Source organism: Sedimenticola selenatireducens (assembly GCF_963675335.2).
Taxonomy (GTDB): domain Bacteria; phylum Pseudomonadota; class Gammaproteobacteria; order Chromatiales; family Chromatiaceae; genus Sedimenticola; species Sedimenticola selenatireducens.
Map to the genome: position 1 here is coordinate 1253717 of NZ_CAXXYC010000003.1, position 14667 is coordinate 1268383.

At 54.2% G+C, this 14667-nt stretch carries 14 protein-coding genes; 5 read left to right on the plus strand and 9 right to left on the minus strand.

Translation table 11 applies throughout. The features are described 5' to 3' along the window. Positions 1-64: 64 nt before the first annotated feature. The 3 genes from ACHZBF_RS09485 to ACHZBF_RS09495 are packed head-to-tail and all read right to left on the minus strand — an operon-like array spanning position 65 to position 4351. Positions 65-1363 (minus strand): replication-associated recombination protein A, encoded by a 1299-nt coding sequence (locus tag ACHZBF_RS09485; RefSeq protein ID WP_321528478.1) that lies wholly within the window; start codon positions 1361-1363, stop codon positions 65-67. A 56-nt stretch (positions 1364-1419) separates the two neighbouring features. Continuing rightward, positions 1420-2049 carry an outer membrane lipoprotein periplasmic chaperone LolA gene (gene lolA / locus ACHZBF_RS09490; protein WP_051302483.1) on the minus strand — a complete coding sequence of 210 codons (630 nt, stop codon included), beginning with the start codon at positions 2047-2049 and terminating at the stop codon, positions 1420-1422. A gap of 1 nt (position 2050) precedes the next feature. Continuing rightward, positions 2051-4351, minus strand: coding sequence for a DNA translocase FtsK 4TM domain-containing protein (locus ACHZBF_RS09495; RefSeq protein WP_321528284.1), 2301 nt, complete (start codon positions 4349-4351; stop codon positions 2051-2053). A 321-nt stretch (positions 4352-4672) separates the two neighbouring features. On the opposite strand from ACHZBF_RS09495, the gene trxB reads away from it, so the two are divergent. After that, complete coding sequence (gene trxB, locus ACHZBF_RS09500; protein WP_029134360.1) at positions 4673-5635, plus strand: thioredoxin-disulfide reductase; 963 nt, start codon at positions 4673-4675, stop codon at positions 5633-5635. A 46-nt stretch (positions 5636-5681) separates the two neighbouring features. Here the strand turns inward: trxB and ACHZBF_RS09505 are convergent, their stop codons facing one another. Then, positions 5682-6350, minus strand: coding sequence for a flagellar brake protein (locus ACHZBF_RS09505; protein ID WP_321528285.1), 669 nt, complete (start codon positions 6348-6350; stop codon positions 5682-5684). 70 nt (positions 6351-6420) lie between these two features. On the opposite strand from ACHZBF_RS09505, the gene aat reads away from it, so the two are divergent. The 3 genes from aat (at position 6421) to infA (ending at position 8219) form a co-directional block, all read left to right on the plus strand. After that, on the plus strand, positions 6421-7125 hold the full coding sequence (gene aat / locus ACHZBF_RS09510) for a leucyl/phenylalanyl-tRNA--protein transferase (protein ID WP_335342965.1): 705 nt from the start codon (positions 6421-6423) through the stop codon (positions 7123-7125). Continuing rightward, on the plus strand, positions 7115-7846 hold the full coding sequence (locus tag ACHZBF_RS09515) for an arginyltransferase (RefSeq protein ID WP_029134357.1): 732 nt from the start codon (positions 7115-7117) through the stop codon (positions 7844-7846). The genes aat and ACHZBF_RS09515 overlap by 11 nt, the downstream gene beginning before the upstream one ends. Before the next feature lie 154 nt (positions 7847-8000). Next, the gene (gene infA, locus ACHZBF_RS09520; RefSeq protein ID WP_029134356.1) at positions 8001-8219 is read left to right on the plus strand and encodes a translation initiation factor IF-1; all 219 of its coding nucleotides are present in this window, start codon (positions 8001-8003) and stop codon (positions 8217-8219) included. A 22-nt stretch (positions 8220-8241) separates the two neighbouring features. Here infA and clpA read toward each other — a convergent pair whose 3' ends face one another. After that, positions 8242-10500: an ATP-dependent Clp protease ATP-binding subunit ClpA gene (clpA, locus tag ACHZBF_RS09525; protein WP_029134355.1), complete on the minus strand. Its 2259-nt coding sequence runs from the start codon at positions 10498-10500 to the stop codon at positions 8242-8244. A 92-nt stretch (positions 10501-10592) separates the two neighbouring features. Continuing rightward, positions 10593-10913, minus strand: coding sequence for an ATP-dependent Clp protease adapter ClpS (gene clpS, locus ACHZBF_RS09530; protein ID WP_029134354.1), 321 nt, complete (start codon positions 10911-10913; stop codon positions 10593-10595). 365 nt (positions 10914-11278) lie between these two features. Between clpS and cspD the strand changes: the two genes are divergently transcribed. Then, the gene (gene cspD / locus ACHZBF_RS09535; RefSeq protein ID WP_029134353.1) at positions 11279-11491 is read left to right on the plus strand and encodes a cold shock domain-containing protein CspD; all 213 of its coding nucleotides are present in this window, start codon (positions 11279-11281) and stop codon (positions 11489-11491) included. A gap of 201 nt (positions 11492-11692) precedes the next feature. On the opposite strand, the gene icd is transcribed toward cspD, so the two are convergent. The 3 genes from icd to rluB all read right to left on the minus strand — a co-directional run bounded on the left by icd (position 11693) and on the right by rluB (position 14542). Continuing rightward, on the minus strand, positions 11693-12949 hold the full coding sequence (icd, locus tag ACHZBF_RS09540; protein ID WP_273438312.1) for an NADP-dependent isocitrate dehydrogenase: 1257 nt from the start codon (positions 12947-12949) through the stop codon (positions 11693-11695). Positions 12950-13040: 91 nt separating this feature from the next. Beyond that, the gene (locus ACHZBF_RS09545) at positions 13041-13706 is read right to left on the minus strand and encodes an endonuclease III domain-containing protein (RefSeq protein ID WP_321528286.1); all 666 of its coding nucleotides are present in this window, start codon (positions 13704-13706) and stop codon (positions 13041-13043) included. Further along, a complete protein-coding gene (gene rluB, locus ACHZBF_RS09550; RefSeq protein ID WP_321528287.1) occupies positions 13703-14542 on the minus strand; it encodes a 23S rRNA pseudouridine(2605) synthase RluB in 840 nt (279 codons plus the stop codon). The genes ACHZBF_RS09545 and rluB overlap by 4 nt, the downstream gene beginning before the upstream one ends. Between the last annotated feature and the right edge of the window lie 125 nt (positions 14543-14667).

A 14667-nucleotide genomic window follows, 5' to 3' on the forward strand; every position in this document is an offset into this window, starting at 1 on the left:
CTCAAAAAGAGGTATTTTACACACTGTTAGATGCCCGGAACACAGGACGGCGCGATTAAACCATTCAGCCGCCCGGTTTCTCACCTCGGGCCTTGCTGTCCAGGGTACGCAACCGGTCTAGTTTCTCGGCGATTTTTATCTCCAGCCCCCGCTCTACCGGAAAGTAGTAACGTCTGGGCTGCAGGGTTTCAGGGAAGTAGTTCTCTCCGGCGGCATAGGCATCCGGCTCATCGTGGGCATAACGATATGCACGCCCGTAGCCCAACTCCTTCATCAGCCGGGTGGGCGCATTTCTAAGGTGGATCGGAATCTCGTGGGTTCCCGATTCCCGTATATCCTGCATCACCGCCTTGTAAGCGGTATAGACCGCATTGCTCTTCGGAGCACAGGCCAGATAGAGCACCGCCTGGGCGATTGCCAGTTCCCCTTCCGGACTGCCCAGGCGCTCCTGGGTCTCCCAGGCATTCAGGGCGATAGTAAGGGCGCGTGGATCGGCATTGCCGATGTCCTCCGAAGCCATGCGCACCACCCGCCGGGCGATGTAGAGGGGATCGCAGCCGCCATCGATCATGCGGGCAAACCAGTAGAGCGAGGCATCCGGCGCAGAACCCCGCACCGACTTGTGCAGTGCGGATATCTGGTCATAGAAGGCGTCGCCTCCTTTGTCGAAGCGGCGGAGATTACCACCCACCACCTCCTCTACAGCGGAACGGCTGATCTCTGCACCGCTTGACAGATCGGCAGAGATTTCCAGCAGATTGAGGGCGCGCCGGGCATCGCCATCGGCGGCTTCCGCGATCAACCGCCGCAATTCCGGCTCAAGCTGCAAGCCACGTTCGCCGAGTCCATGCACCGAATCACCCAAGGCCTGATCGATGATCTTCTCCAGATCCTCCGGACCCAGACTTTTCAGCACATAAGTGCGCGCCCTGGAGAGCAACGCATTGTTCAGTTCAAAGGATGGATTCTCTGTCGTGGCGCCGATAAACAGCACCGTGCCATCCTCCACATGGGGCAGAAAGGCATCCTGCTGGGCCTTGTTGAAGCGGTGCACCTCGTCAATAAAGAGTACGGTTTTTTGCCCGTTCAGTCTTTGCGCCTCACGCGCCTTGTCCACGGCGGCGCGAATATCCTTTACTCCGGAAAGTACAGCGGAGAGACTGAGAAACTGGGCGCCGGAATGGCGGGCGATCAGGGTTGCCAGGGTGGTTTTTCCAGTTCCCGGAGGCCCCCAGAAAATGAGCGAGTGCAACCGGTCGGATTCAATCGCCATGCGCAGTGGCTTACCCTCCCCGACGATATGCGCCTGGCCAAGAAACTGATCCAGGGTGCGCGGGCGCATCCGGTCGGCGAGCGGACGCATCAACTCAGGGGCATCTTGTGAAAACAGATCGTTGTCCGACACCCAATTGCCTGCGCTTAACGTTGATAAAGGTCGTAGTAATCCGGTCGGGTGAAGACAAAAAAACCGGGCTTGAAAGTGGGATTCTGCTGGATATCGTAAAATTGAAAGCGCGTAATCTGACCAAAGGTGTCGGTCATCTCCATCCGCTGCAGCAGGTTATCATGGAAGGCGAGCAGCACACGTATAAACTGACTCTCCTTGTCACGCGGGATCAGTTCCACCCAGGCAAACCCTTGGCTGTCACCGATATCGACTACTTCAAAATGCTTCTCCACCGGATCACCGCCAATCAGGAACATGGCCGGGGTTCCCTGCAACGCGCCCTCCTGGGTCTGTACGCTCACCTGCTCCAGTTCAGGATCCAGCAGCCAGATCTGGCGACCATCGGCGATAATCTGCTGCTTGTCAGGCTCTGAATAGTCCCAGCGAAAACGGCCCGGACGCTGCATGGAGAAAACCCCCTGGGAGCGTGCCGCCTGACGCTGCTGGGGATCCAGTACCGACTGTTCGAAATGGGCCTGCAGACTCTGCATATCGGTGAGAAACCGCTCCATCTGCTGCAAAGACGAACTGGCCGAAACAGGGGCCACAATCAACAATAACAGCAGCAAAAGCCATTTATGGGTCTTCGAATATTTAATCACATCACATCTCTGGGGGTGGAGGTGCCAGCACTTCACGGTTACCGTTGGACTGGGCGGGAGAGACGATACCGGTCCGCTCCATCTCTTCAATCAATCTGGCAGCCCGGTTGTAACCGATTTTCAAACGGCGCTGCACCCCTGAAATGGAGGCACGCCGTGATTCGGTGACAATCTGAACCGCCTCATCATACAGGGGATCGCTATCTTCCGTATCCCCTGCCTCACCAGAGAGACCCGGAATCATCTCGGTTGGTTCCCTGAGTATCTCCTCGATATAGTCAGGCTTACCGCTCTTTTTCAGATGATTTACCACTCGGTGTACTTCATTGTCATCCACGAAGGCGCCGTGCAGACGCTGGGTAAAGCTGCCGCCGGGTTGCAAATAGAGCATATCGCCATGACCCAGCAGATGCTCCGCCCCCATCTGGTCGAGAATGGTTCTGGAATCGATCCTGGATGAGACCTGGAAGGCGATGCGGGTGGGAATATTGGCCTTGATCAATCCGGTAATCACATCCACGGAAGGCCGCTGGGTGGCCAGCAGCAGGTGAATACCCGAAGCACGCGCCTTTTGAGCCAAACGGGCAATCAATTCCTCTACTTTCTTGCCCACCACCATCATCATATCCGCCAGCTCATCGATGATCACCACGATATAAGGCAGACGCTCCAGGTTCGGCACTTCCTGGGCCTCGAACAGCGGGTCCGGCTGGAACAACGGGTCCTTGATCGGCTCGCCGCGCTTTTCCGCGTCACTCACCTTCTTGTTATAGCCGGCGATATTTCGCACACCCAATGCCGCCATCAGTCGATAGCGTCGTTCCATTTCACCCACACACCAGCGCAGGGCATTGGCCGCCTCCTTCATGTCGGTGACCACCGGCGTCAGCAGATGGGGGATGCCTTCGTAGACCGACAGTTCCAGCATTTTGGGGTCCACCATAATCAGCCGGACCTCTTTGGGCGAGGCCTTGTACAGCAGACTCAGAATCATGGCGTTGATCGCCACCGATTTACCGGAACCGGTGGTACCGGCAATCAGGGCATGAGGCATCTTGCCCAGATCCGCCACGGCGGGGTTGCCCGCAATATCCTTGCCCAGGGCGAGGGTCAGGCGGGATTTGGCCGAGTCATAGGCCTCCGACTTCAAGACCTCGCTCAGAAAGACCATCTCCCGATGTTCATTGGGAATCTCCAGACCAATGACGCTCTTGCCGGGGATCACCTCGACCACACGGACGCTGATGGTGGAGAGCGCTCGCGCCAGATCCTTGGACAGATTGGTGATCTTGCTGGCCTTGGTACCCGGCGCCAACTGGAGCTCAAACAGGGTGATGACCGGCCCCGGGTGAACCGCCACCACCTCCACTTCAATACCAAAATCCTTCAGTTTCAATTCGACCAGCTGTGACATGGCGGCCAGGGCCTCTTTGGAGTAACCAAGACCGCTCTTTCTCGCCTCATCCAGCAACCCCAGGGGCGGCAAACCACCCTCCTCCACCGTATCGAACAGCTGAACCTGCCTCTCCTTCTCAACCCGCTCGCTGGTCTTGACCTCCCGAATAACCGGCTCGATCTTGGGGGGGACTCGTTTCTCGATCCGCTTCTTCTCGGCCTTGAAGGTTTCGCTGCGGCGTTTCTTCACCTCCCGAGCCTTACGCGCCTCCGCAAATCGGCCCTGGAATGATCCCAGATAACGCAAAAAACGCAGCACCAGAGCGCCCACGCCATCCATCACCCGGAACCAGGAGATCCCGGTAAACAGGGTAAATCCGGACAGCATCAGGGCAAGTAGCAGCAGGCTGCCCCCGGCAAAGCTGAATACACTGACCAGTTGTTGCTGGAAGAACGCCCCCAGCATGCCGCCTGAACCACCCGGTAAAAAGGTGGCGATGTGGGATAGATGCAGTGCCGCCAGACTGCTGCCGGCGGTAAGGGTCAGCAGGAAACCGACCCAGCGCAGGGAGACCATGGGGATATTCAGGCTGTTGTCCGGATTCCGTTCCTTGAGAATAAGCCAGCCGCTCCAGCCGATCATCAGCGGGAACAGATATCCCCACAGCCCAAACAGATTCAGCAGCACATCGGCCAGCCAGGCACCGACCAGTCCGCCCGCATTTTCCGCAGCCTCGCGCGCGCCGGCATAGGACCACCCGGGATCATTGGGGGCATAAGTCACCAGCGAAAGCATCAGGTAAGCCGAAATGGCCACCAGCAGTACCAGCGCCCCCTCTCTAAGCCGCTGTCCGGCAACGCTTCCCCGGTCATTCTGCAACTGTTCTGTTTGACTGGCTTGTGCCAAGGTATTCACCAAAGTAAAAAATGGATTTTAAATTATATAGTTAGAGTGGCTATTTAGTCTAATTTGATAGCTGTTGACAGGATAAAGCCCAGCATACTTTGCCTGGAGGAATCTTCGCCGAATCGATAAAAAGAGTCTTTACCCTCCATCACGCTTTACGTACCATCGTCACCCATCTTGCCCTTGGGCTTGAGAGCCAAAAGGTAACGGGCGTTATCTGTCACTGTTACGGAAACCCCATGGTTATATCTTTATTGCCTGATCCACCCCCCTGTCTGGACGTGGTTCAGTCTGCATGGACATTCGCAGGAGTAATTATACATGAGTGATACCAAGCATTGCCGTCTTCTGATCCTCGGATCGGGACCCGCGGGCTATACCGCCGCCGTCTACGCCGCCAGAGCCAACCTGCAACCCGTGCTGATCACCGGCATGGAACAGGGCGGTCAACTGACCACCACTACCGATGTGGACAACTGGCCGGGTGATTTCGCCGGCGTGCAGGGCCCGGAACTGATGGACCGTATGCTGAAACACGCCGAGCGGTTTGATACCGAAGTGATCTTTGACCATATCCATACGGCGGAACTGACGCAGCGCCCATTCCGGCTGACCGGCGATCAGGCCAGCTACACCTGCGATGCCCTGATTATCGCCACCGGCGCATCGGCCCAGTATCTGGGACTGGAATCGGAAGAGAATTTCAAGGGACGCGGCATCTCAGCCTGTGCCACCTGTGACGGTTTCTTTTACCGAAACCAAAAAGTAGCCGTGATCGGCGGGGGCAATACCGCCGTTGAAGAGGCGCTCTATCTCTCCAATATCGCGTCCGAGGTGGTCGTGGTCCATCGCCGGGATAAATTCCGTTCCGAAAAGATCCTGTCCGATCAGCTAATCCAAAAGGCGGAAAATGGCAATGTCACCATCGAGTGGGACCACGTGCTGGATGAGGTTCTGGGGGACCAGAGTGGCGTCACCGGCATGCGAATCAAGAACGTCAAGGATGGCAGTACCAAAGAGATCGATTTGATGGGTATCTTCATCGCCATCGGGCATAAACCCAATACCGATCTGTTCAAGGGGCAGCTTGAGATGCAGCACGGCTACCTCTCCGTCACCGGTGGACTGGAGGGAAATGCCACGCAAACCAGTATTGAGGGCGTGTTCGCTGCCGGGGATGTGGCGGATCACGTCTATCGTCAGGCAGTTACCTCAGCCGGCAGCGGTTGCATGGCGGCACTGGATGCCGAACGTTACCTGGATGCAAAAGAATCAGCAAAATAAGCAGATGCCGGGCACCGGGCAAACGCATCCGTCCGGTGTCCGCTATTCAGTTTTCGCCATTTTTCAGTTGCAGTACGCAATTATTGAGCAACACTTCCTGAAGCCGGTTGACCTTTAGAAACGAGATACCGCAACAGTATCTCGCATCTTCCGTATCCTGCTTGTCGCTGACGACTGAACGATTGCAGATCTCTGTCAGCACCATTATCTGCTCACTCTCTCCACACACATCGATATCCAGTTTCATGACCAGCCGTTCGCCCTTGCGACCCAGTGGATCAAGACTCTCCAACCTTGCGCCCGTCATGCTGAGATCCTTCACCAACACCGGTTGCCACGCATTGTCGTCGTCCGCGTGCCTGGTATTTCTGACCAGCGCGGGCAGATTGGTGTTGACCCTTTCCGCATTCCGTACGGCGAGACTCTCTATCTCTGACGGATAGCTCATATGAAGATGGGGATATGGCTTGCTGGCCGAGTGGGTTACGGTCGTGACAAACCCCAGCACCTTGCTGCCGTGCAATAGACGCACCGCAAAGCGCACACCCTCTTTTATAAACTGTATTTTATCGTGGATCATCGGCGTGGTTACAATCACCCCCTTCCCCGGCAGCGAACCGATTAACGTGACGGTGTAGCGATCATGAAACTCCGGCGAGATTCGCTGTAACTGGAGCAACTTTCCAACATGTAGATTCAGAATATTTTCGGGCATGGAATTTATTTCAAGATACCTATAATGTTCATATCGCAGAGATTCATCAAAAAGGCAAGCGCTGGTAATTATGATTTCATTGCTTGATCCAGACAATCCGGAAGAGCACTTTCCACCGGTAGAAAATGCAGAACAGGAACCGGACGGCCTTCTGGCGGTGGGCGGTGACCTTTCACCCACCCGCTTGCTGAATGCCTACCGGCACGGCATCTTCCCCTGGTATTCATCTGAACAACCGATACTCTGGTGGGCGCCTGATCCCAGAACAGTGCTCTTTCCGGAGAGCATCAAGATCTCCCGGAGTCTGGCGAAAACCTTACGCAACCGCAACTACCAGTTCACCTTTGATACTGCATTTAGCGAGGTGATCAACGCCTGTGCCATGCCGCAACCCGGCCGGGAGGAGACCTGGATTACCGAGGAAATGAAACAGGCATATATCCAACTTCACCAACTGGGATTCGCCCACTCTGCGGAGATCAGGGAAAATAACCGGTTGGTCGGCGGGCTCTATGGAATCGCCATCGGCCGGGTGTTCTTTGGTGAATCGATGTTCAGTCTGGAACGCGATGCGTCTAAAATTGCCCTGGTACATTTGGCCCATAGCCTGGCTGACAGAGAGTTCGGGCTGATTGATTGCCAGGTCTACACCTCACATCTGATTTCTCTGGGAGCCGAGGAGATTGAGCGCAGACACTTCTGCGATCTTCTGCAGCGCTTCTGCAATCAACCAGGATTTATCGGGAGTTGGACCGAGGGTATAGATGAATCGTGAAACCAGACGTTCAAGGATGGTACAGCTCTACCAGACACCGGAACATGACTGCGCCTACCTCGACGAAAGACAGGCAAGGAGTCTGTTTGTCGACCCGTACCGGGCTAAATCGATGCCGCTCTACGAAGCGCTGATCGACCAGGGATTCCGACGCAGTGGAGACATGATCTATCGCCCGGATTGTCGTGACTGTAAACAGTGTATTCCGCTACGCATACCGGTGGAGGAGTTCAGACCGCGCCGCTTTCAACGGCGCATCTGGAACAGACAGCAGACGGCTTACCAGGTAACCGAACAACCGGCTGAATTTGACCCCGCCCATTTCGAGCTGTTTCAACGCTACATGCGGTCCCGCCACCCCGATGGCGAGATGGCGGCCACAACCGAGGAGGGTTATCAGCAGTTCATATCCAGTAATTGGGCTCTCAGCAGCAGCTTCGCATTCTACCAGGACACAAAACTGATCGCCGTCGCGGTCACCGACATACTTCAGAACGGTCTATCTGCCGTCTATACCTTTTTTGATCCGGAGCTTGAACGGCACAGCCCGGGCGTTTTCTGCCTGCTTTGGCAGATACAGGAGTGTAAAAGACGCCGACTCCCCTGGCTTTATCTCGGCTATTGGGTACCGGATTGCCGGAAAATGTCATACAAGAGTCAATACCTTCCCCACGAGGTGTTCATTGATGATGAGTGGGTCAGGGTTTCGAAGCGTAAATAAAGTGAAAGAAGCACCGTATATTGCATGAGTAGACAAGTAAAAATATGAACAAATCACTTGCCTTATACTGATTTTCACTCATAATTGCCCGCTTATTTCGGCTGGCAATGTGCTATAATCCGCCGCCAGCAACTCAGGGTAACCAGGAAACCGAATGGCAAAAGAAGATTTTATTGAGATGGACGGCACGGTCATTGAGACCCTCCCCAACACCATGTTCCGCGTTGAGCTGGAAAACGGCCATGTCGTTACAGCCCATATCTCCGGCAAGATGCGTAAACACTATATCCGCATTCTCACCGGAGACACTGTCACTGTTCAGTTGACCCCTTACGATTTGAGCAAAGGCCGCATCACCTACCGCGCGCGCTAACCGAAATGTTCGATGCGCTGGGTCAATGTATGGCGCAGCCCTCCATCTCCAGCGTAAGCTCTCCTTCGACTACCGTCACTCTGATGTGACCGCCTTCCGACAAGGAGCCAAACAGCAGCTCTTCTGCCATTGGCTTCTTGATCTTCTCCTGGATCAGGCGCGCCATCGGGCGGGCACCCATGGTTGAATCATAGCCGTGTGTTGCCAGCCAGGCCTTGGCCTCATCATCCAGCGTCAGAGTCACATGCTTCTCTTCCAGTTGACCTTCGAGCTCGAAGATAAACTTGTCCACCACATTGCTGATCACGTCCAGCGGCAATGACTTGAACTGGATGATTGCGTCCAGCCGGTTGCGGAATTCGGGTGAGAACATTTTCTTGATCGACTCCATACCATCACTGGTGTGATCCTGGGAGGTAAAGCCGATTGAAGCCCTGGCCATCTCACCGGCGCCGGCATTCGTGGTCATAACAATAACCACATTCCTGAAGTCAGCCTTGCGACCGTTGTTGTCGGTGAGTGTGCCGTGGTCCATCACCTGCAGAAGCAGATTAAATACATCCGGATGTGCCTTCTCGACCTCATCCAGCAACAGCACGGAATGCGGATGTTTACTGATCTCCTCGGTCAACAGCCCTCCCTGATCAAAACCGACATACCCGGGAGGTGCGCCGATCAGACGGGAAACCGTGTGCCGCTCCATGTACTCGGACATATCGAAGCGAATCAGCTCAATACCCAGAATTCGCGCCAGTTGTCGGGTAACCTCGGTTTTACCCACGCCGGTCGGTCCGGCAAACAGGAAAGACCCCACCGGTTTTTGTTCAGTTCCAAGCCCCGAACGGCTCATACGAATGGCCGCGGTCAGGGTAGAAATCGCCTCGTCCTGGCCATACACCACCATCTTGAGATCACGATCCAGGTTTTTCAGCGCCTCGACGTCAGACACCGAGACACTCTTTGGTGGTATGCGCGCCATTTTGGCGACAATATTCTCGATGTCCTCCACCTCGATGGACTGTTTACGATTGCCGGCATCCTGTAACTGTACACTGGCGCCTGCCTCGTCAATCACATCAATCGCCTTATCCGGAAGATGTCGGTCATTGATATAACGCTCCGCAAGCTCCGCAGCCGTCCGCAAGGCCTCATTGGAGTAGCTGACGTGATGATGCTCCTCGAATCGGCTCTTTAATCCCCTCAGGATTTCAATGGTCTCTTCAACGGATGGTTCCTCTACATCGATCTTTTGGAAGCGGCGGGCCAGTGCCCGGTCTTTCTCAAAGATGCCGCGAAACTCCTGATAAGTTGTCGAACCAATGCAACGAAGCTCACCCGAAGCCAGTACCGGCTTGATCAGATTTGAGGCATCCATGACCCCGCCGGATGCCGCACCGGCACCAATAACCGTATGGATTTCATCGATAAAGAGTATGGTATCCGGCTCCTTCTTGAGCTGTGCCAAAACCGCCTTGAGTCGCTTTTCGAAGTCTCCACGATACTTGGTGCCTGCAACCAGACTGCCCAGATCAAGGGAGTAGATGGTGCATTTTGCCAGGATCTCCGGCACCTCCTTGTCAACAATCTTCTTCGCCAGTCCTTCGGCAATAGCCGTTTTACCGACACCGGCCTCACCCACCAGCAATGGATTGTTTTTCCTGCGCCGGCAAAGAATCTGAACGGTGCGCTCGATCTCATGGCCACGACCGATCAGTGGGTCAATCTTGCCCTGCCGTGCCTGCTCGTTCAGATTGGTGGAAAAGTTATCCAGTGGATTGGAGGAAGGTGAATCCACTTCAATCTCTTCACTGCTCCGACTGATCTCATCCCGCTGTTCAGACTCCCCATGCACCTTGGAGATACCGTGGGAGATATAGTTAACCACATCAAGGCGCGCTATATCCTGCTGATGCAGAAAGAAAACCGCCTGTGACTCCTGCTCACTAAAAATGGCGACCAGGACATTGGCGCCGGTCACCTCATCCCGGCCAGAAGACTGGACATGGTAGACGGCGCGCTGAAGCACCCGTTGAAAGCCGAGGGTCGGCTGAGTCTCATGTTCCGTATCATCCGGCAACAGCGGAGTGGTCTCCTCAATGAACTGGTCAATATCGCGTCGCAATACCTCAGTGTCCGCACCGCACGCACGCAGGACATTCACGGCGGTCGGGTTATCCAACAAGGCCAACAGCAGATGCTCTACCGTCATATATTCGTGATGCCTGTCCCTCGCCTCCATGAAGGCCTGGTTCAGGGTGAATTCTAGCTCTTTACTTAACATGGCTGACCTTGGCTTCCTGGTAACAAGAGTGACTGAAATGGGTGCTACAACCTATTGACTACTTACCGATCCGACAGTTCGAACACAGGGCATCAGGCTTCCTCCAGCGCACAGAGTAGCGGGTGTTGGTGACTTCGGGAAAACTCGTTAACCTGGGCCACTTTTGTCTCCGCCACATCCTTAGTGTAGACCCCACAAACGCCAACGCCACGTGTATGTACATTCAGCATGATCTGGGTAGCTTTTTCACGGTCCATTTTGAAAAAAGACTCCAGCACCAGAACCACAAATTCCATCGGTGTGTAGTCATCATTCAATAACAGGACCTTAAACATAGGCGGCCGCTTGAGCTTCGGTTTGGAAGTCTCAACCGCCAGGCCGCCATCATCATATGGATTGGTTTTATCCGTCATAGCCTAATTCTAGTAAAAATAAACTTTCCGTAAACATCTCGGGCGTTAGCAAGAGAGGGAATTTTCATTCCCTTCATCATCCTTGCCCAGACTCCGATTATCCCCTATTTCAAGACAAATTAATCCATCTCAACTACCCTGTTATTATGCCGTGAAATGTCTAATATTTGACCAACCGTTCCGAATCGCTATACTAATTAGATTGAGGGGGGTAGAAATTTAATTTATGATCGCCGTGGGATTTTCTACCCGCTTTGTATTCGTGATCTGCATAATTCAACGGGCATTAATTCAATAACAACAGCCCTGCCACCTATGCAGTGATGAATTAAGTCTGTACTTGGAGTACTGGAGGAGTACGCGTCATGGCAACTGGCACTGTTAAATGGTTCAACAACGCAAAAGGTTATGGGTTTGTAACGCCTGATCAAGGCGAGCAGGACATCTTCATTCACTTTTCAGCCATCAGTATGGATGGCTATAAAACACTCAAAGAGGGCCAGAAAGTTCAGTTCGAACTTGAAGAGGGCCCCAAGGGCCTGCACGCTGCCAATCTGCAGTCTATTGCTGAAGCCTGACAAGCTTTCATAACACGCTGCATCACCTGTACTCATCCAGGTGGTAGGTGGTGCAGATGGTCTAAGGGCGCCGCTTTACCAGACACCCGCTCGTTGGTGGTGCTGGTGTTAGGCCCTGCCCTTCAGGCCAGCAAATTGAAAGAAACAAAAAAGCCCGTGACGTTATTCGCCACGGGCTTTTTTTAACACAAAAACGACAAGTTACATATTCGCGATCATCGCGTCGCCGAATGCCGAGCAACTTAACAGGGTGGAACCCTCCATCAGACGCTCGAAATCGTAGGTCACGGTTTTTGCCTTGATCGCTCCGGACATCGCCTTGACCACCAGGTCCGCCGCCTCGACCCAACCCATATGCCGCAACATCATCTCGGCAGAGAGGATCAGTGATCCGGGATTCACCTTGTCCAGGCCCGCATATTTTGGCGCGGTGCCGTGGGTTGCCTCGAACATGGCCACGGTGTCGGACAGGTTGGCGCCCGGTGCAATACCGATACCGCCCACCTGGGCCGCCAGCGCATCAGAGATGTAGTCACCGTTCAGGTTCAAGGTCGCAATCACATCATACTCGGCAGGACGCAGCAGGATCTGCTGCAGGAAGGCATCCGCGATCGAGTCCTTGACGATGATCTCATTACCGGTCTTGGGATTCTTGAAGCTGCACCAGGGGCCTCCATCGATTTCGACTGCGCCGAACTCCTCCTTGGCAATTTCATAACCCCAGTTTTTAAAGGCGCCTTCGGTAAACTTCATAATATTACCCTTGTGCACCAGGGTAACCGAGCTACGATCGTTGTCGATGGCATACTGCAACGCTTTGCGGACCAGGCGACGGGTGCCATCACGTGACACCGGCTTGACACCGATACCGGAGCATTCCGGGAAGCGGATCTTGGTGACGCCCATTTGACCCTGCAGGAAATCGATTACTTTCTTGACATCATCGGTGCCTTCTTCCCACTCGATTCCGGCATAGATATCTTCCGAGTTCTCCCGGAAGATCACCATATCCGTCAGGTCGGGACGCTTCAGCGGGCTTGGAGTCCCTTCGTAGTAGCGGACAGGACGCAGACAGACAAACAGATCCAGCACCTGACGCAACGCCACATTCAGAGATCGCATGCCACCGCCAACCGGTGTGGTCAGTGGTCCTTTGATGGACACGGTGAACTCCTTGACAGCCTCATAGGTCTCTTCCGGCAGCCAGGTATCGCCACCATAAAGATTGTTGGCCTTTTCACCGGCAAAGATCTCCATCCAGGCAATACTGCGCTCGCCACCATATGCCTTATCTACCGCAGCATCGATCACCTTAATCATCACCGGGGTGATGTCGATACCGATACCATCGCCTTCTATATAGGGAATGATTGGGCGATTGGGAACACTGAGGGAGAAATCGGGATTAACGGTAATTTTGTCGCCGTCGGCCGGAACTTTAATCTTATCGTATGCCATGCGCGTTTCCATCGTTGTCCAAAAAAAATAATTCTAGCATCGGCCCCGGGGTTAGGCGAAATTTTTTTTGTTTTTTTATAGGATACTCATACTATTTAGTTACGTATTCACAGTCCGGGCATAGAATGCAGCGGTCGCACTCCGGTTTAACTCGGCAAGCCTGCTTTGCATGCTGCACGATCAAGGCATGATATTCATTATAAATTGCTGCAGATGCATCAAGTGCTCCCTCAAACCGGGCTCTCAGCGCTTCATAGTCTTCATTACCGGACACTAGTCCAAATCTTGAAAATATTCGCCGGGTATAGGCATCAATTACGAATACCGGTCGTTGAAAGGCATAGAGCAGAATCGCGTCCGCGGTTTCCGGCCCTACACCGTTCACCGCCAGCAGTTGTTGCCGCAATTCTCTGGTGGGCATCTCCTGAAGCCGCTTAAAACCGGCGTTATGCAGTAGCATGCAGAGATTTTTCAGGCGCGTGGTCTTGATGTTGAAATAACGGGCCGGTCGCAGCAGTTGTGCCAATTCGGCATCAGGACAGTTGATTATCCCGTCGGCAGCGAGCAGGTCTGCACGCTTCAGGTTATTGATCGCTGCCTCCACATTGCGCCAGGCGGTATTCTGGGTCAGGATCGCGCCAACCATCACCTCAAACGCCGTATCGCCCGGCCACCAGTGCTGTGGACCGTAGTGATCCAGCAGGCTACGGTAGACTTGGTTAAATGGGCATTCGGGGGAAGCGACGCCGGCACTCATCGCCGGGATGCTGTCTTATTCCGCGGGGGTTTGCCTTTTCTGCCCCGACCGCGTTTTTTCGGCTCGGGTTCCGGTGCGGCAGTGGTAGCCATCAGCAGATCACTCAACTCCTGCTCAGTCAGTTCTCTATGCCGCCCAACGGCCAGACTGCTATCCAGAAACAGGGGGCCAAAGCGTACTCTTTTCAGGCGGTTAACCTTGAGATCGACCGACTCCCACAAACGCCGAACCTCCCGATTGCGTCCCTCCATGATCACCACGTGAAACCAGCGATTGCGTCCCTCTCCCCCCGATTCGACGATATCCTCGAAACGGGCAAATCCATCATCCAGTTCCACGCCATTCACCAACTGCTGCAGCTTTTCGCTGGTGACCTCGCCATTGACCCGCACGGCATACTCCCGCTCAATCTGCTGTGAGGGATGCATTAACTTGTTGGCCAGTTCGCCATCCGTAGTGAAGATCATCAAGCCACTGGTATTCAGATCCAGTCGTCCAACTGCAATCCATCGACTACCGACCAATTTCGGAAGACGGGAAAATACCGTTGGACGCCCACCGGGATCATCCCGGGTCACCAGTTCACCTTCCGGCTTGTTATAGATAATGATCTGGGCCTCTTGTTTCTTGAGCCGCCATGCCCCCACCTTGGTCCTGCCGATATAGATGGTATCTTCAGGCGTAACCCGATCCCCGAGCTTGGCCGTCTTACCGTTGACCGACACCTCGCCCGCCTCAATTTGACGTTCGAGTTCACGGCGTGAACCGAATCCCGCATTGGCCAATACCTTTTGCAAACGCTCCCCTGAATCAGTAGGTTGAGATTTATTCTTCATGTTTTTTCTCATCCAAAGCAGGCGATTCTAACGTATCGCCTGGATCAGATTCAGCGCCGATCTCGTCATTCAAATCAATGGTCGAGTCCGGCTTTTTGTCCGTTGTCTCAACAGGCGCGGCATCG

Coding starts and splice junctions, on each gene's coding strand:
- ACHZBF_RS09485 (WP_321528478.1), bottom strand. CDS start 1,363: ATGCGTCCGCTCGCCGACCGGATGCGCCCGCGCACCCTGGATCAGTTT.
- trxB (WP_029134360.1), top strand. CDS start 4,673: ATGAGTGATACCAAGCATTGCCGTCTTCTGATCCTCGGATCGGGACCC.
- ACHZBF_RS09505 (WP_321528285.1), bottom strand. CDS start 6,350: ATGCCCGAAAATATTCTGAATCTACATGTTGGAAAGTTGCTCCAGTTA.
- aat (WP_335342965.1), top strand. CDS start 6,421: ATGATTTCATTGCTTGATCCAGACAATCCGGAAGAGCACTTTCCACCG.
- ACHZBF_RS09515 (WP_029134357.1), top strand. CDS start 7,115: ATGAATCGTGAAACCAGACGTTCAAGGATGGTACAGCTCTACCAGACA.
- infA (WP_029134356.1), top strand. CDS start 8,001: ATGGCAAAAGAAGATTTTATTGAGATGGACGGCACGGTCATTGAGACC.
- clpA (WP_029134355.1), bottom strand. CDS start 10,500: ATGTTAAGTAAAGAGCTAGAATTCACCCTGAACCAGGCCTTCATGGAG.
- clpS (WP_029134354.1), bottom strand. CDS start 10,913: ATGACGGATAAAACCAATCCATATGATGATGGCGGCCTGGCGGTTGAG.
- cspD (WP_029134353.1), top strand. CDS start 11,279: ATGGCAACTGGCACTGTTAAATGGTTCAACAACGCAAAAGGTTATGGG.
- icd (WP_273438312.1), bottom strand. CDS start 12,949: ATGGCATACGATAAGATTAAAGTTCCGGCCGACGGCGACAAAATTACC.
- ACHZBF_RS09545 (WP_321528286.1), bottom strand. CDS start 13,706: ATGAGTGCCGGCGTCGCTTCCCCCGAATGCCCATTTAACCAAGTCTAC.
- rluB (WP_321528287.1), bottom strand. CDS start 14,542: ATGAAGAATAAATCTCAACCTACTGATTCAGGGGAGCGTTTGCAAAAG.